A 13,435-nucleotide genomic window follows, 5' to 3' on the forward strand; every position below is an offset into this window, starting at 1 on the left:
GGTTCATTGCGGCCAATTCTTGTTATTTTTAAAAACCAAACCGCAGCACATGATAGAATTAGCAGGGATAATCGTTTTAGGGATTTTGGCCCAATGGGTGGCCTGGAAATTTAAGATTCCAGCCATTTTGCCATTGATCCTGATCGGACTTTTTGTAGGGCCGATCTCCACCCTGATCTCCGAAGACGGCACCCAGTGGATTCAGCCAATTTACAACGGCGACAAGGGGCTGTTCCCCAATCAGCACTTGTTCAATTTTGTGTCCTTGGCAATTGGGATCATCCTCTTTGAAGGCGGCTTGACCTTAAAGCGCGGAGAGGTTTCTAAAATAGGTCCGGTTATCGGAAAGCTCATAAGTTTGGGCTCCATTGTGACCTTTGCCGGAGCTGGTTTGGCAGCGCATTATATCTTCGGATTAGACTGGCGCATTAGTTTTTTATTCTCGTCTTTGATCATCGTTACAGGGCCAACAGTGATCACTCCTATTCTGAGAAATATCCCACTTAAAAAAGATGTCTCGGCAGTATTGAAATGGGAGGGAATTTTGATCGATCCTATAGGCGCCTTGGTAGCCGTATTGGTCTTTGAGTTCATTAGTGTTGGGGGCGATGCCGGTTACACCAAGCAAGCTTTGGTAGAATTCGGGAAGATCGTGCTCATTGGTTTTGCCTTTGGTATTTCTGGCGGATACGCACTGTACTATGCCATTAAAAAGAAATTTATTCCGCACTACTTGCTCAATGTGGTGGCTCTTTCTGTGGTGCTTCTCATTTTTGTGGAGAGCGATGTTTTTGCCCACGAATCAGGACTGTTGGCGGTAGTGGTCATGGGAATGTTCTTAGGAAATAGTGATTTGCCCAACCTTAAGGAACTGCTTTATTTTAAAGAATCGCTCAGTGTTTTACTGATCTCTATTCTGTTCATCTTATTGGCGGCTAATATTTCTTTAGACGACCTCTTATTGGTATACACTTGGGAAACAGCAGCCCTTTTGGCTGTGATAGTCTTTGTGTTGCGTCCGGTTGGGGTTTTTATGTCTACCATTGGCAGCAGTTTAAAAACCAACGAAAAACTCTTTATTTCTTGGGTGGGGCCTCGCGGTATTGTAGCTGCGGGTATCGCTTCGCTTTTTGGAACCAAATTGGTGGAACAAGGAATTCGCGGGGCTGAATATATCACACCACTTGTCTTTGCTGTGGTTTTGGCCACGGTATTGCTCAATGCGGCAACCGCCCGCCTTTTTGCCCGATTGGTAGGTGTGTTTCTAACTACTTCGGAGTCGATCATTATAGTCGGAGCCTCTAAACCGTCTCGAGTTATCGGGAAATACCTAAAAAAGAACAAGCGCGATGTCGTTTTAATTGACACCAACGCAAACAACATCAACTTGGCGCGTGAACTTGGGTTGGATTCTTTGAACGCTAACATTTACGAAGGCGATCTAACCGACAATATCGAATTTAACGACGTGGGTTATCTCATTGCCATGACCGGGAATGACGAGATCAATAGATATGCACTAACAAAGTATAGCGCAACGCTCGGGGAGAACGGCTCCTTTAGATTGATGAGTGATGAAGAACGCAAAAAGGGGCTGCAAAATGGCAGCGCCCCAAGCGAGGTGCTTTCTACCACGCACGACTATGCCGACCTTACAAGAGTGGCCAATGAGTTTCCTTCTATTCAGGAGATCGATATAGATTCTGCGGCTGTTTTCCAGCGCCTATTAGATTATATATACGACCACAAGGATATGGTTGCCCTGTTCTTAAAAGCTCCGGATGGGGAGCTGAGCTTTATTACCAATCCTTCTGAGATGGAGGTGGAAGAAGGTTCACAACTCGCCTATTTAGGTAAAACCATCGATGTAGAAAGCGTGCTTCAAAACGGGTCGAACAACTAGAAGCGCTTCCGCAGAAAATAAACCCGTAAATCTAACGTTCCAATTCACAAAGCCATCTGTTATGAAATACGTCTTCTTTTTTGCAGCTACAGCTGCCTTAAGTCTTGGATCATGTAAAGAGGACGATGTGGCCTGTGTAACTTGCGATAATGAACTAACGCAAAGTTTCACGCTGTGTAGAGAGGCAAATGGAGACGCCTCGGTTAACGGTCAAGATACCGATACCGATTACGATGTTTACTTATCAAATCTAACGCAACAGGGAACTAGCTGCAACTAGTCGTTGAGCTTCAATACTGCCATAAAGGCTTCCTGAGGAATTTCAACATTACCCACCTGACGCATTCGCTTCTTTCCTTTTTTCTGCTTTTCTAAAAGCTTTCTTTTACGGGAAATATCACCACCATAACACTTGGCGGTAACGTCTTTTCTAAGCGCTTTTACTGTTTCACGAGCAATGATCTTTGCTCCAATAGCAGCCTGAATCGGAATGTCAAATTGCTGTCTTGGAATAAGCTCCTTTAGCTTCTCACACATCTTTTTACCGATGTCGTAGGCGTTGTCTTTATGCAAGAGGGCCGAAAGGGCATCAACAGTATTTCCGTTTAGGAGAACGTCTACTTTTACAAGATTAGAGGTGCGCATCCCAATAGGCGCGTAATCAAAGGACGCATATCCTTTAGAAACCGTTTTAAGACGGTCGTAAAAATCAAATACGATCTCCGCCAAAGGCATATCGAATGACAATTCTACGCGCTCTGGAGTCAAGTAATTCTGATTGGTGATCTGGCCGCGCTTTTCGATACACAGGCTCATCACCGGGCCAACAAAGTCTGACTTGGTTATGATACTTGCTTTTATATATGGCTCTTCTACACGGTTCATGGTAGAAGGCTCTGGCAGATCGGACGGATTGTTCACTAAAATGACCTCATCGGGTTCCTTATTGGTGTAGGCGTGATACGACACGTTAGGCACCGTGGTGATCACTGTCATATTGAATTCGCGCTCTAAGCGCTCTTGAATGATCTCCAAGTGAAGCATTCCCAAGAATCCGCAGCGGAATCCAAAACCAAGAGCCGCAGAACTCTCTGGTTGGAAAACTAGCGAAGCATCGTTGAGCTGCAACTTTTCCATGGAGTTTCTCAGTTCTTCGTAATCTTCAGTATCCACCGGATAGATACCAGCAAATACCATTGGCTTTACGTCTTCAAAACCTTCGATCATTTTAGTGGTTGGCTGCTTGGCGTCGGTAATGGTATCACCCACTTTTACATCGCGAGCATCTTTGATCCCCGTAATGAGGTAGCCCACGTCTCCTGCGCCTACTTTTTGCTTCGGAGCTTGTTTGAGTTTAAGCGTACCCACCTCGTCTGCGAAATAAGTTTTGCCCGTAGCCATGAATTTGATCTGCTGCCCTTTGCGGATCTCACCATCGATAACTCTAAAGTAAGTTTCTACGCCGCGGAAAGGATTGTAGACCGAGTCAAAGATCAATGCCTGTAAAGGCGCTTCGGGGTCTCCCTCCGGAGCAGGAATGCGCTCAATGATTGCATTCAATATATCTTCTATACCAATGCCAGTCTTGGCACTAGCAGGAATTACCTCCTCTGCATCGCAGCCCAAAAGATCGACTATATCGTCTGTAACTTCTTCTGGGTTTGCACTCGGTAGATCCACTTTGTTGAGCACTGGAATGATCTCCAAATCGTTCTCTAAAGCCAAGTACAAGTTAGAGATGGTCTGGGCTTGGATGCTCTGTGCGGCATCTACAACAAGTAGCGCTCCTTCGCAGGCAGCAATAGATCGAGACACCTCGTAGCTAAAATCCACGTGGCCAGGAGTGTCGATCAGGTTCAAGACATAGGTCTCGCCGTGATAGACGTATTCCATCTGGATAGCATGACTCTTAATGGTGATCCCGCGTTCGCGCTCCAGGTCCATATTATCTAGGAGCTGGTCCTGTTTTTCGCGCTGGGTTATAGCGCCGGTAAATTCCAACAGGCGATCGGCCAAGGTAGACTTGCCGTGATCGATGTGTGCAATGATGCAAAAGTTGCGAAAGTGCTTCATATACTTGCCTTTGGGGCTATTTGGCGCAAAGATAATGCAAAAGCCTGGCTTTTAGTAAGATTTTAAAAGAATCTGAATTTGCTTAATTTTGCAGCCAATGGCCAAGATAGGTGACATAGACGTAGGAGAATTTCCGTTGTTGCTCGCACCGATGGAAGATGTGAGCGATCCACCCTTTCGCGCCTTGTGCAAAGAGCAAGGGGCAGATGTGGTGTATACGGAGTTTATTTCCTCCGAAGGACTCATTAGAGACGCTGCCAAAAGTGTGATCAAGCTCGACATTTACGAGAAGGAACGTCCTGTTGGTATCCAGATCTTTGGAGCCAATATGGACTCCATGCTACAGTCCGTAGATATAGTGACTGCATCAAAGCCAGATATTATAGATATCAATTTTGGGTGTCCGGTGAAAAAGGTAGTCTCCAAAGGTGCCGGCGCAGGCATTTTGAAAGACATAGATCTGATGGTCAAGCTTACCAAGGCCATGGTTGAACGCACCCATTTACCTATTACTGTGAAAACTCGTTTAGGTTGGGATCACGACAGCATTAAGATCGTTGAGGTGGCCGAACGTTTACAAGATGTAGGTTGCAAAGCCATATCAATTCACGGCCGTACGCGTGCGCAGATGTATAAAGGCGATGCAGATTGGCGCCCAATTGCCGAGGTAAAGAACAACCCACGCATGCATATTCCTGTCTTTGGAAACGGAGACGTAAACACCCCGGAGCGCGCCGTAGAAATGCGCGATGAGTACGGTTTGGATGGAGCCATGATCGGAAGAGCAAGTATAGGTTATCCTTGGTTCTTTAGAGAGGTAAAGCACTACTTTAAAACCGGACAACATTTACCGCCTCCTACTATGCAAGAGCGCGTGGACGCAGCCAGACGCCACCTACAAATGTCTATCGATTGGAAAGGGGAGAAGCTGGGCGTTTTTGAAACCCGCAGACACTACACCAATTATTTTAAAGGAATACCGCACTTTAAGGAGTACCGATCTAAAATGGTGACCAGTGATGATTCTGCAGATGTTTTTGCAACCTTCGATGAGGTCCTGGAGCGTTTTGGTGACTTTCAGTTTGCTTAGATCTTAGCAAGCATTTTCTCGTTCACATTTCTAGAGGCAATATTGGCCGCAATAAGCCCAAGCACCAACATGGTGACCAAAACCACTAGGGCGTTCAAGACCGTGGGCTTAACCGGGTAGGGTAAAGTTGGTGTAATTGCCACCCATCCGAATTGCAACTGACACCATACAATAATAAAACCTAACGCCAACCCTATTACGCCGCTAACAGCAGTGAGCAAGAAACCTTGATAGTAAAATATCTTGCGGATCTCACTGCCCAAAAGACCCATATTCTGCAGGGTTTTTAAATTGCCTTTTTTGTCTAAGATCATCATGATTATGGCGCCAATAACATTGAAAAGTGCAATGATAAGCACTAAAGTAAAGATGAGATATACGGCTACATTCTCTGTATTGAGCATTTTGTAAAGGGCGTCGTTCTGTTGCAGTCGGGTTTTAATGTCGACAGGATTTCCAAACAGTGTGGCTAGAGCTTCTTTGACCGCTTCTGGGTCGGCACCTGGATCTAATTTGATCTCTAAGCCAGACACGATGTTCTCATCATATCCTAATAAACGCCTGGCCAGATCTACATCTGCAAAAAGAAAGGTGTCATCTACTTCCTCATTGACATTATAAATACCAGTGACTACCACCCGCTCTTTTCTAAAGGCCTGCGTTGGGTCCAAGATCTGTCCCGTACCGGGCTTAGGGGCATAGATCTCTAAAAGCTCGCTGTAATCATAAGTGCCTAAAGAAAGTTTTACGGAAGCCGTAAGTCCGAGCACCACTTCATTTTCTCCTTGGCGAAACCAATCGTTAATGAACAGCATGCTGTCTATAGGGACAACAGAACCATAACGTGCATCTACTCCTTTTATAGTGGCGATGTGATTTTTTCCTTTAAAGTTGAGGTAAACGCGCTCTTCTATAATTTCAGATAAGGCCAATACCCCCTCTGTCTTTAATATTGCCTGTCGCAGACTTGCATCACTTGTGAATGTTTTCCCAGTTTCGGGATAGACCTTGAGGTCGGCGTCGAAAACATTGGCAAAACTCAGCGAAAAGTCACGAAGCCCAGCAAAACCAGAAAGCACAATATACAAGGCAGCCGTAGCAACTATGACGCCTATCGCGGCAATTCGCGTGATCTTATTTATAGCGTTGTTATTGCTTTTGCTCCACAGATATCGCTTAGCAATGTAGAAAGGAGTGTTCAACTCAAGACTTTTTTCTTTTCCCTAGTAAATCAGGATTCTTAACAGGGTCAACCTCGCCTTCTAGAGCTTTGTCTATAGATTCGATATACTCCAGAGAATCGTCGAGGTAAAAGATCAAGTCCGGCATTTTGCGCAATTGGTCGCGAGTCAGTTGGGCCAACTGATGCTTGATGTTAGGGGTGACCGTTTTAATCTCTTCCATCATTGCTTTAGCGTGAGCCGCCGGAAATATGCTCAGGTATACTTTTGCAATAGACAGATCTACGGTAACATTTACCTTGGTCACAGAGACCACCAATTGGGTTTGGCCCGCTTCCCGCAACATTTTCTGAATGAGCGTCGCAATGTCACTTTGCAGGATACCTGCTATTTTTTTCTGCCGATTGTTTTCATTCATACGGCAAAAGTAGCATATTTACTTGTTGAATACATTATTCTAGCACAATTGAAATTAAGTTTGATGACAAAAATTGAACACATAGGAATTGCCGTGAAGGATCTGGAATCTGCAAACAAAGTGTATGCCGCACTTTTAGGAAAGCCCCATTATAAGGTAGAGACCGTGGAGTCAGAAGGCGTTGACACCTCCTTTTTTGAATGTGGGGATTCAAAGATCGAACTCTTAGCTGCAACAAATCCGGAGAGTCCTATTGCCAAATTCATTGAAAAGCGCGGAGAGGGAATACACCATATCGCATTTGCGGTAAACGACATAGAAGCAGAAATAGAACGACTAAAAGCGGAAGGTTTTCGAGTGTTGAACGAAACCCCAAAGCAAGGTGCTGACAACAAAATCATTGCGTTTTTACACCCAAAATCGTCCAATGGAGTGTTAGTTGAGCTTTGTCAGGACAGAAATTGATTCAAATAGTTTGCGGATAAATTAACTAATTTTACATTTGCACACTGTTTCAGGACCCATAGCTCAGCTGGTTAGAGCACCTGACTCATAATCAGGGGGTCGAAGGTTCGAGCCCTTCTGGGTCCACTAGATTGTAAAATAATAGTTACTAATTGCCACGGAGTGAAGGTTTTCCTTTGCGATTTTAAAAAAATTAGTACATTAGAACCCGATTATGCGACCCCAAATCGTGAAAATAACAGTCTTAGGACTGTGTTTGCTGTTGCCCCAATCAATAGCTGCCCAGAGTCCACCACCGCCTACGGGTCCCCCGCCACCGGGACTTCCCATAGATGCATCAAGTTTCGTATTGCTTATTTTTGGCCTAGCCTTAGGGGTATTTATTGCGTATCGCAGAAAGCGTCTTAGCTAGATTGACGCAAGAGTTTTTGAACGTATTTTCCTACCACATCAAATTCAAGATTGACCGTATCTCCAACTTTCAAGGAGTGAAAATTGGTATGTTCGTATGTATAGGGAATAATAGCTACGCTGAATTCTGTGTCCGTACTATCTACTACCGTTAAACTTACTCCGTTTACGGTAATTGAACCTTTTTCAATGGTAAGATTACCCGGGATGAGTTCGTGCTTGAACCTATAGGTCCAGCTGCCATCTAGTGTCTCCGCAGCAATACAAGTTGCGGTCTGATCCACATGACCTTGAACAATATGACCGTCCAGACGAGCGCCCATTTTCATAGCGCGTTCTAAATTGATCCCACTGCCAACAGTTAAGGCTCCAAGATTCGACTTTTGAAGTGTTTCGTCTATAGCGGTAACGGTATATTGATTGCCATCTAAAGCAACTACGGTTAAACACACTCCATTGTGTGCCACACTCTGATCGATCTGAAGTTCTGGAGTCATTGCCGCTTTCATTCTGATGTGAAGGTTGCTGCCTTCACGCTCCAGATGAACAACTTCGGCTACTTCTTCTATGATCCCTGTAAACATCTTAATATTGTTGTTAACTTTGTGATGCAAAAATACGAATAATCGCCCAGCTGATTAAGCGAGGCGGTCATGCATTTAAGACCATAAGCTTTGAATAAAAAGGAACAGATCACAGTGGGGATCTCCATTGGAGACCTGAACGGAATTGGCGGAGAGATCGTCTTGAAAACCTTCTTGGACTCACGCATGCTCGAATTCTGCACACCCGTGATCTTTGCTTCGGTAAAGCTCATGTCCTTCTATAAAAAGCATTTTGATTATCCGATAAATCTTCACGGAATAAACAACCTGGATCAGATCGCTCATAAGAAGATCAATGTGCTGAACGTCTGGAAAGAAGGAGTTACGGTGAATTTCGGAGAAGAAAAGCCCGAGGCAGGCGCTTATGCCATAAAGAGTTTTAAGGCTGCTGTCACCGCCCTTAAACAAGATAAGATCGATGTTTTGGTCACCGCGCCTATTCACAAATACAATATTCAAGCCGAGGATTTCAAATTCCCTGGACACACAGATTACTTGAATCAGCAGCTAGAAGGCAATAGCATGATGTTTATGATCAGTGAGTCCCTGCGCGTTGGTCTCCTTACAGATCACCTGCCCGTTAAAGATGTTTCGGCAGCGATTACTCCGGAGCTGATCACCACCAAAATAAAGACAGTAACCCAAACCCTGAAACAAGACTTTGGGATCATTACTCCGAAGATCGCAGTATTGGGAATCAATCCACATACAGGAGACAACGGGGTAATTGGAAAAGAGGACGATGAGGTAGTGCGCCCAACTTTGGCAAAACTCAACGAAGAAGGCACCTTAGTTTATGGACCCTATGCCGCCGATAGTTTTTTTGGCACTAAGAATCATTTGAATTTCGATGCGATCATCGCTGCATATCACGATCAAGGATTGGTGCCGTTCAAGACCTTGTCCTTTGGGCAAGGGGTGAATTATACCGCTGGACTTGAAAAGATAAGGACCTCGCCAGATCACGGAACGGCCTACGACAAGGCGGGAAAGGGGGAGGCAGACTACACTTCATTCAAAGAGGCTGTGTTCAGCGCTATTCAAATTTTTAAGACAAGACAAGAATATCTGGAGTTGAGCGCTAATCCATTACAGAAAAGAGCCCGTAAGGTTTTAGCCAAGAAAAGATAGTTTGACACTACCCCTATAGAAGTGATTCGAATTTTTTGCGTTGAAGTGAAAATTGAAATTTTTGAGGGTAGGGGCAGTGTTTTTAGAGCTGCATAGCAGCGCTACGCTGCGATAAAAACGCAAAGCACAGCCGCAAAAGGGCAATTTTTTAACCAATGGTGAAAAGTTCTAATAACTTCTAAATAAATTATTATCTTTGCAGCCGTCTTTGATAGAGACGGGATAGTAAACGAATTGATTGTGAAGGAATTGAAAGCATATACCATCCCGTTTGTGGGCCTAAAAATAGGCAGCCATCAGTTCGACTATCAGATAGATAACACGTTCTTTGAGCACTTTGAGTATGACGAATTCCACAAGGCCGATGTAAAAGTTGACCTAGAATTAGAAAAGAAAAGCACCTTATTGGACTTGCATTTTCAATTCAATGGAACCGTCAATGTCAACTGTGATTTGACCAATGAACCTTATGATCAGCCAATTTCTGGCAATTTTGATCTGGTTGTTAAGTTTGGTCAAGAGTATAATGACGAAGAAGAGGATCTTCTGATTTTACCCCATGGTAGCTATGAGGTGGACGTTGCACAGTATATATATGAAAGTATTGTACTTGCGGTTCCAGCCAAAAGGGTTCATCCCGGTGTAGCAGATGGGACTTTGAAATCTGAGGCACTCGACAAACTTGAAGAACTCAGCCTGAATAATCAGGCAGAACAATCCGACGAAGATCAAACAGATCCGCGTTGGGACGATTTAAAGAAATTATTAACGGATAAATAAATAAGTAATGGCACATCCTAAGAGAAAGATCTCTAAAACCAGAAGAGACAAGCGCAGAACGCACTATAAGGCAACTGCTCCTCAATTGGCCACAGATCCTACTACAGGAGAGACGCACTTGTACCACAGAGCGCACTGGCACGAAGGAAAGCTTTACTACCGAGGACAGGTTCTTATTGACGATACCGAGTCTGCGGAAAGCTAGTAGTACCTGTTTGTAAAATATCACTCTCGCTATCAATTTATTTGATCTGCGAGAGTTTTTTATTACATATGCCCAAAATTGTCATAAATGACCCAATTTTGGCTTGTTTTAATCGAAAATTCGTTATTTTCACTTCCTTTTAAGGCATAATGCCTTTTTTTGTGTACTGAATTCTGTAAAATGAGTAAGATCACAGCAGCTATTACCGCTGTCGGGGGCTACCTGCCAGATTACGTACTGACCAACCAGATTTTGGAGACTATGGTCGATACGAACGACGAATGGATCACCACCCGAACGGGAATCAAAGAACGCCGCCTGTTAAAGGACAGCAATAAAGGAACCTCCTATCTGGCCATCAAAGCCGCCCAAGATGTTCTACAGAAAAGCGGTACAGACCCAAAAGATATTGACATGGTCATTATGGCCACAGCGACTCCGGATATGCCGGTAGCAGCAACAGGCGTTTACGTAGCCACCCAGATTGGAGCCGTAAACGCTTTTTCATATGATTTGGTTGCAGCTTGTTCGAGCTTTCTTTACGGAATGTCAACTGCGGCTCGTTATATTGAATCTGGACGCTATAAAAAAGTACTGCTTATTGGAGCAGACAAAATGTCTTCTATAATTGATTATGAAGATCGTGCCACTTGTATCATTTTTGGTGATGGAGGTGGCGCCGTACTTTTTGAACCTAATGAAGAAGGCTATGGCCTGCAAGATGAGGTTTTGAGAAGCGACGGGATTGGCCGTGAGCACTTAAAGATCGACGCAGGAGGATCCATTCTTCCAGCTTCTCATGAAACCGTAGATGCCAAGCAGCACTATGTGTTCCAAGACGGGAAGACCGTTTTTAAATTTGCGGTTTCCAATATGGCAGACGGAGCAGCTCAGATCTTAGAGCGCAACAATTTGACTGGCGATGATGTCGCTTGGCTGGTACCGCACCAAGCCAATAAGCGTATCATTGATGCTACTGCAAGACGCATGGGCTTGGACGATAGCAAGGTCATGATGAACATTGAACGCTACGGAAACACCACTTCGGCAACTTTGCCCTTGTGTCTATACGATTACGAAAAACAGCTCAAAAAAGGAGATAAGCTAATTTTTGCTTCTTTTGGCGGTGGATTTACCTGGGGGTCGATCTATCTGACTTGGGCATACGATTCATAAAAACCACAACCTAATAAACTAAAAAACAAGATCCGATGGAAATTAAGGATATTCAGAATCTCATCAAGTTTGTAGCCAAATCTGGCGCAAATGAGGTAAAATTGGAGACGGACGAGTTTAAGATCACCATTCGTACAGGAATGGAAAGCAAAGGTCCTGAAGCAACTTATATTCAGCAGATCCCTGCCGCAGCCCCTGTTGCTGCCGCTCCTGCTCCTGTTGCTGCTGCTCCTGCCGCCGAGGCTGCTGCTCCAACTGCCGAAGCTCCTGCCGCTGCAGACGATTCGAAATACGTAACTATCAAATCACCGATTATTGGAACCTTCTACCGCCGTCCGGCGCCAGACAAACCTATGTTTGTAGAAGTGGGTGACAGTATTGGAAATGGAGATGTACTTTGTGTGATCGAAGCCATGAAGCTCTTCAACGAAATCGAATCAGAAGTATCTGGAAAGATCGTTAAGATTCTGGTAGAGGACTCTTCGCCAGTAGAGTTCGATCAGCCATTATTCTTAATCGACCCTTCTTAGTCAAATCGCATTACATAGTGCGTCTGAGCTCTAGCGCATCAGACGTAAAAAAATCACAGTGTTATGTTTAAAAAAATACTGATTGCCAATCGGGGAGAGATCGCCTTGCGCGTAATTCGAACCTGTAAAGAGATGGGTATTAAAACGGTAGCCGTTTATTCCACTGCCGATGCGGATAGTCTTCATGTGCGTTTTGCCGATGAGGCCGTATGCATAGGACCGCCTGCGAGTTCTGAATCCTATCTTAAAATATCTAATATCATCGCTGCAGCAGAGATCACCAATGCCGATGCGATTCACCCAGGATACGGGTTCTTGTCAGAGAACGCAAAGTTCTCTAAGATCTGCGAAGAACACGATATTAAATTTATCGGCGCCTCCGCAGAGATGATCGATCGTATGGGAGATAAAGCTTCTGCAAAAGCGACCATGAAAGCTGCAGGAGTGCCTTGTGTTCCTGGATCTGACGGGGTTATTCCAGATTTTGAAACTTGTAAAAAGCTAGCTGTAGAGACAGGATATCCTGTTATGCTTAAAGCTAGTGCCGGTGGAGGTGGAAAAGGAATGCGTGCCGTTTGGAAAGAAGAAGACTTGCAGCCTGCATGGGAATCTGCGCGTCAGGAAAGTAAAGCTGCCTTTGGAAACGACGATATGTATATGGAAAAGCTCATCGAGGAGCCACGCCATATCGAGATACAAATTGTAGGGGACTCTACAGGGAAGGCTTGTCACCTCAGTGAACGTGACTGTTCTGTACAAAGACGTCACCAGAAATTGACTGAAGAGACTCCGTCTCCGTTCATGACCGACGAGCTTCGTGATGCCATGGGTAAAGCTGCGGTTAAAGCGGCAGAATACATCAATTACGAAGGCGCAGGTACAGTAGAATTCTTGGTGGACAAGCACCGCAATTTCTACTTCATGGAAATGAACACGCGTATTCAGGTAGAGCACCCTATCACAGAAGAAGTTGTAGATCACGACTTGATCCGAGAGCAGATCAAAGTTGCTGCCGGAATAAAGATCTCTGGTAAGAACTACTACCCACAGCTGCACTCTATCGAATGTCGTATCAACGCAGAAGATCCTTATAACGACTTTAGACCTTCGCCAGGACGCATCACAGTTTTGCATGCGCCAGGAGGACACGGAGTTCGTTTGGATACACACGTATACGCTGGTTACATGATTCCACCAAACTACGATTCTATGATCGCTAAATTGATCGTTACTGCGCAAACGCGTGAAGAGGCGATCGCTAAAATGAAGCGCGCATTAGATGAGTTTGTTATTGAGGGAATCAAAACAACCATCCCATTCCACCGTCAGCTTATGGAAGAGCCGGATTATGTAGAAGGAAACTACACCACCGCTTTCATGAATGACTTTGAAATGCGCGAACCTGAAGAAGAATAAACATTCGCAACAGATATTGAAAGATCCGGAGTCTAATGGCTTCGGATTTTT

At 44.6% G+C, this 13,435-nt stretch carries 14 protein-coding genes and 1 tRNA gene; 11 read left to right on the top strand and 4 right to left on the bottom strand.

The genetic code is table 11. The annotated features are described in order from the left end of the window. Positions 1-49: 49 nt before the first annotated feature. Positions 50-1,903: a sodium:proton antiporter gene (locus BTO09_RS05775; RefSeq protein WP_087525500.1), complete on the top strand. Its 1,854-nt coding sequence runs from the start codon at positions 50-52 to the stop codon at positions 1,901-1,903. Between the two features lie 61 nt (positions 1,904-1,964). Further along, a complete protein-coding gene (locus BTO09_RS05780; protein ID WP_087523863.1) occupies positions 1,965-2,183 on the top strand; it encodes a hypothetical protein in 219 nt (72 codons plus the stop codon). On the opposite strand, the gene lepA is transcribed toward BTO09_RS05780, so the two are convergent. Continuing rightward, the gene (gene lepA, locus BTO09_RS05785) at positions 2,180-3,976 is read right to left on the bottom strand and encodes a translation elongation factor 4 (RefSeq protein ID WP_087523864.1); all 1,797 of its coding nucleotides are present in this window, start codon (positions 3,974-3,976) and stop codon (positions 2,180-2,182) included. The genes BTO09_RS05780 and lepA overlap by 4 nt on opposite strands. 97 nt (positions 3,977-4,073) lie before the next feature. On the opposite strand from lepA, the gene dusB reads away from it, so the two are divergent. After that, positions 4,074-5,066, top strand: a complete 993-nt coding sequence (gene dusB, locus BTO09_RS05790; RefSeq protein WP_087523865.1) for a tRNA dihydrouridine synthase DusB — start codon at positions 4,074-4,076, stop codon at positions 5,064-5,066. On the opposite strand, the gene BTO09_RS05795 is transcribed toward dusB, so the two are convergent. Further along, positions 5,063-6,268: an FtsX-like permease family protein gene (locus BTO09_RS05795; RefSeq protein WP_087523866.1), complete on the bottom strand. Its 1,206-nt coding sequence runs from the start codon at positions 6,266-6,268 to the stop codon at positions 5,063-5,065. The two genes, dusB and BTO09_RS05795, sit on opposite strands and share 4 nt — an antisense overlap. 1 nt (position 6,269) lies before the next feature. Continuing rightward, positions 6,270-6,665 carry a 30S ribosome-binding factor RbfA gene (rbfA, locus tag BTO09_RS05800; RefSeq protein WP_087523867.1) on the bottom strand — a complete coding sequence of 132 codons (396 nt, stop codon included), beginning with the start codon at positions 6,663-6,665 and terminating at the stop codon, positions 6,270-6,272. A gap of 63 nt (positions 6,666-6,728) precedes the next feature. Between rbfA and mce the strand changes: the two genes are divergently transcribed. Continuing rightward, complete coding sequence (gene mce / locus BTO09_RS05805) at positions 6,729-7,130, top strand: methylmalonyl-CoA epimerase (RefSeq protein WP_087525501.1); 402 nt, start codon at positions 6,729-6,731, stop codon at positions 7,128-7,130. Positions 7,131-7,182: 52 nt separating this feature from the next. Next, positions 7,183-7,256 (top strand) — tRNA-Ile (locus BTO09_RS05810). Between the two features lie 278 nt (positions 7,257-7,534). On the opposite strand, the gene BTO09_RS05820 is transcribed toward BTO09_RS05810, so the two are convergent. After that, positions 7,535-8,125, bottom strand: a complete 591-nt coding sequence (locus BTO09_RS05820; protein WP_087523869.1) for a riboflavin synthase — start codon at positions 8,123-8,125, stop codon at positions 7,535-7,537. 90 nt (positions 8,126-8,215) lie between these two features. Here BTO09_RS05820 and pdxA point away from each other — a divergent pair, with 90 nt between their 5' ends. The 6 genes from pdxA (at position 8,216) to accC (ending at position 13,384) form a co-directional block, all read left to right on the top strand. After that, positions 8,216-9,277, top strand: a complete 1,062-nt coding sequence (gene pdxA / locus BTO09_RS05825; RefSeq protein WP_087523870.1) for a 4-hydroxythreonine-4-phosphate dehydrogenase PdxA — start codon at positions 8,216-8,218, stop codon at positions 9,275-9,277. Between the two features lie 240 nt (positions 9,278-9,517). Next, positions 9,518-10,057 (top strand): DUF177 domain-containing protein, encoded by a 540-nt coding sequence (locus tag BTO09_RS05830; protein WP_087525502.1) that lies wholly within the window; start codon positions 9,518-9,520, stop codon positions 10,055-10,057. A 7-nt stretch (positions 10,058-10,064) separates the two neighbouring features. Beyond that, positions 10,065-10,262, top strand: a complete 198-nt coding sequence (gene rpmF / locus BTO09_RS05835) for a 50S ribosomal protein L32 (protein ID WP_087523871.1) — start codon at positions 10,065-10,067, stop codon at positions 10,260-10,262. 180 nt (positions 10,263-10,442) lie between these two features. Then, positions 10,443-11,438, top strand: coding sequence for a beta-ketoacyl-ACP synthase III (locus tag BTO09_RS05840; RefSeq protein WP_087523872.1), 996 nt, complete (start codon positions 10,443-10,445; stop codon positions 11,436-11,438). Between the two features lie 35 nt (positions 11,439-11,473). Continuing rightward, a complete protein-coding gene (gene accB, locus BTO09_RS05845) occupies positions 11,474-11,968 on the top strand; it encodes an acetyl-CoA carboxylase biotin carboxyl carrier protein (RefSeq protein ID WP_087523873.1) in 495 nt (164 codons plus the stop codon). Between the two features lie 63 nt (positions 11,969-12,031). Beyond that, entirely contained in the window at positions 12,032-13,384 is a 1,353-nt protein-coding gene (gene accC, locus BTO09_RS05850) for an acetyl-CoA carboxylase biotin carboxylase subunit (protein WP_087523874.1), read from the top strand. Positions 13,385-13,435: the final 51 nt, after the last annotated feature.

It is taken from the genome of Gilvibacter sp. SZ-19, from assembly GCF_002163875.1.
Taxonomy (GTDB): domain Bacteria; phylum Bacteroidota; class Bacteroidia; order Flavobacteriales; family Flavobacteriaceae; genus Gilvibacter.

Excerpts from the sequence above, each read along its gene's own strand:
- lepA (WP_087523864.1), bottom strand. The coding sequence starts at position 3,976 with ATGAAGCACTTTCGCAACTTTTGCATCATTGCACACATCGATCACGGC.
- BTO09_RS05840 (WP_087523872.1), top strand. The coding sequence starts at position 10,443 with ATGAGTAAGATCACAGCAGCTATTACCGCTGTCGGGGGCTACCTGCCA.
- rpmF (WP_087523871.1), top strand. The coding sequence starts at position 10,065 with ATGGCACATCCTAAGAGAAAGATCTCTAAAACCAGAAGAGACAAGCGC.
- BTO09_RS05820 (WP_087523869.1), bottom strand. The coding sequence starts at position 8,125 with ATGTTTACAGGGATCATAGAAGAAGTAGCCGAAGTTGTTCATCTGGAG.
- BTO09_RS05780 (WP_087523863.1), top strand. The coding sequence starts at position 1,965 with ATGAAATACGTCTTCTTTTTTGCAGCTACAGCTGCCTTAAGTCTTGGA.
- mce (WP_087525501.1), top strand. The coding sequence starts at position 6,729 with ATGACAAAAATTGAACACATAGGAATTGCCGTGAAGGATCTGGAATCT.
- rbfA (WP_087523867.1), bottom strand. The coding sequence starts at position 6,665 with ATGAATGAAAACAATCGGCAGAAAAAAATAGCAGGTATCCTGCAAAGT.
- accC (WP_087523874.1), top strand. The coding sequence starts at position 12,032 with ATGTTTAAAAAAATACTGATTGCCAATCGGGGAGAGATCGCCTTGCGC.
- BTO09_RS05775 (WP_087525500.1), top strand. The coding sequence starts at position 50 with ATGATAGAATTAGCAGGGATAATCGTTTTAGGGATTTTGGCCCAATGG.
- dusB (WP_087523865.1), top strand. The coding sequence starts at position 4,074 with ATGGCCAAGATAGGTGACATAGACGTAGGAGAATTTCCGTTGTTGCTC.
- accB (WP_087523873.1), top strand. The coding sequence starts at position 11,474 with ATGGAAATTAAGGATATTCAGAATCTCATCAAGTTTGTAGCCAAATCT.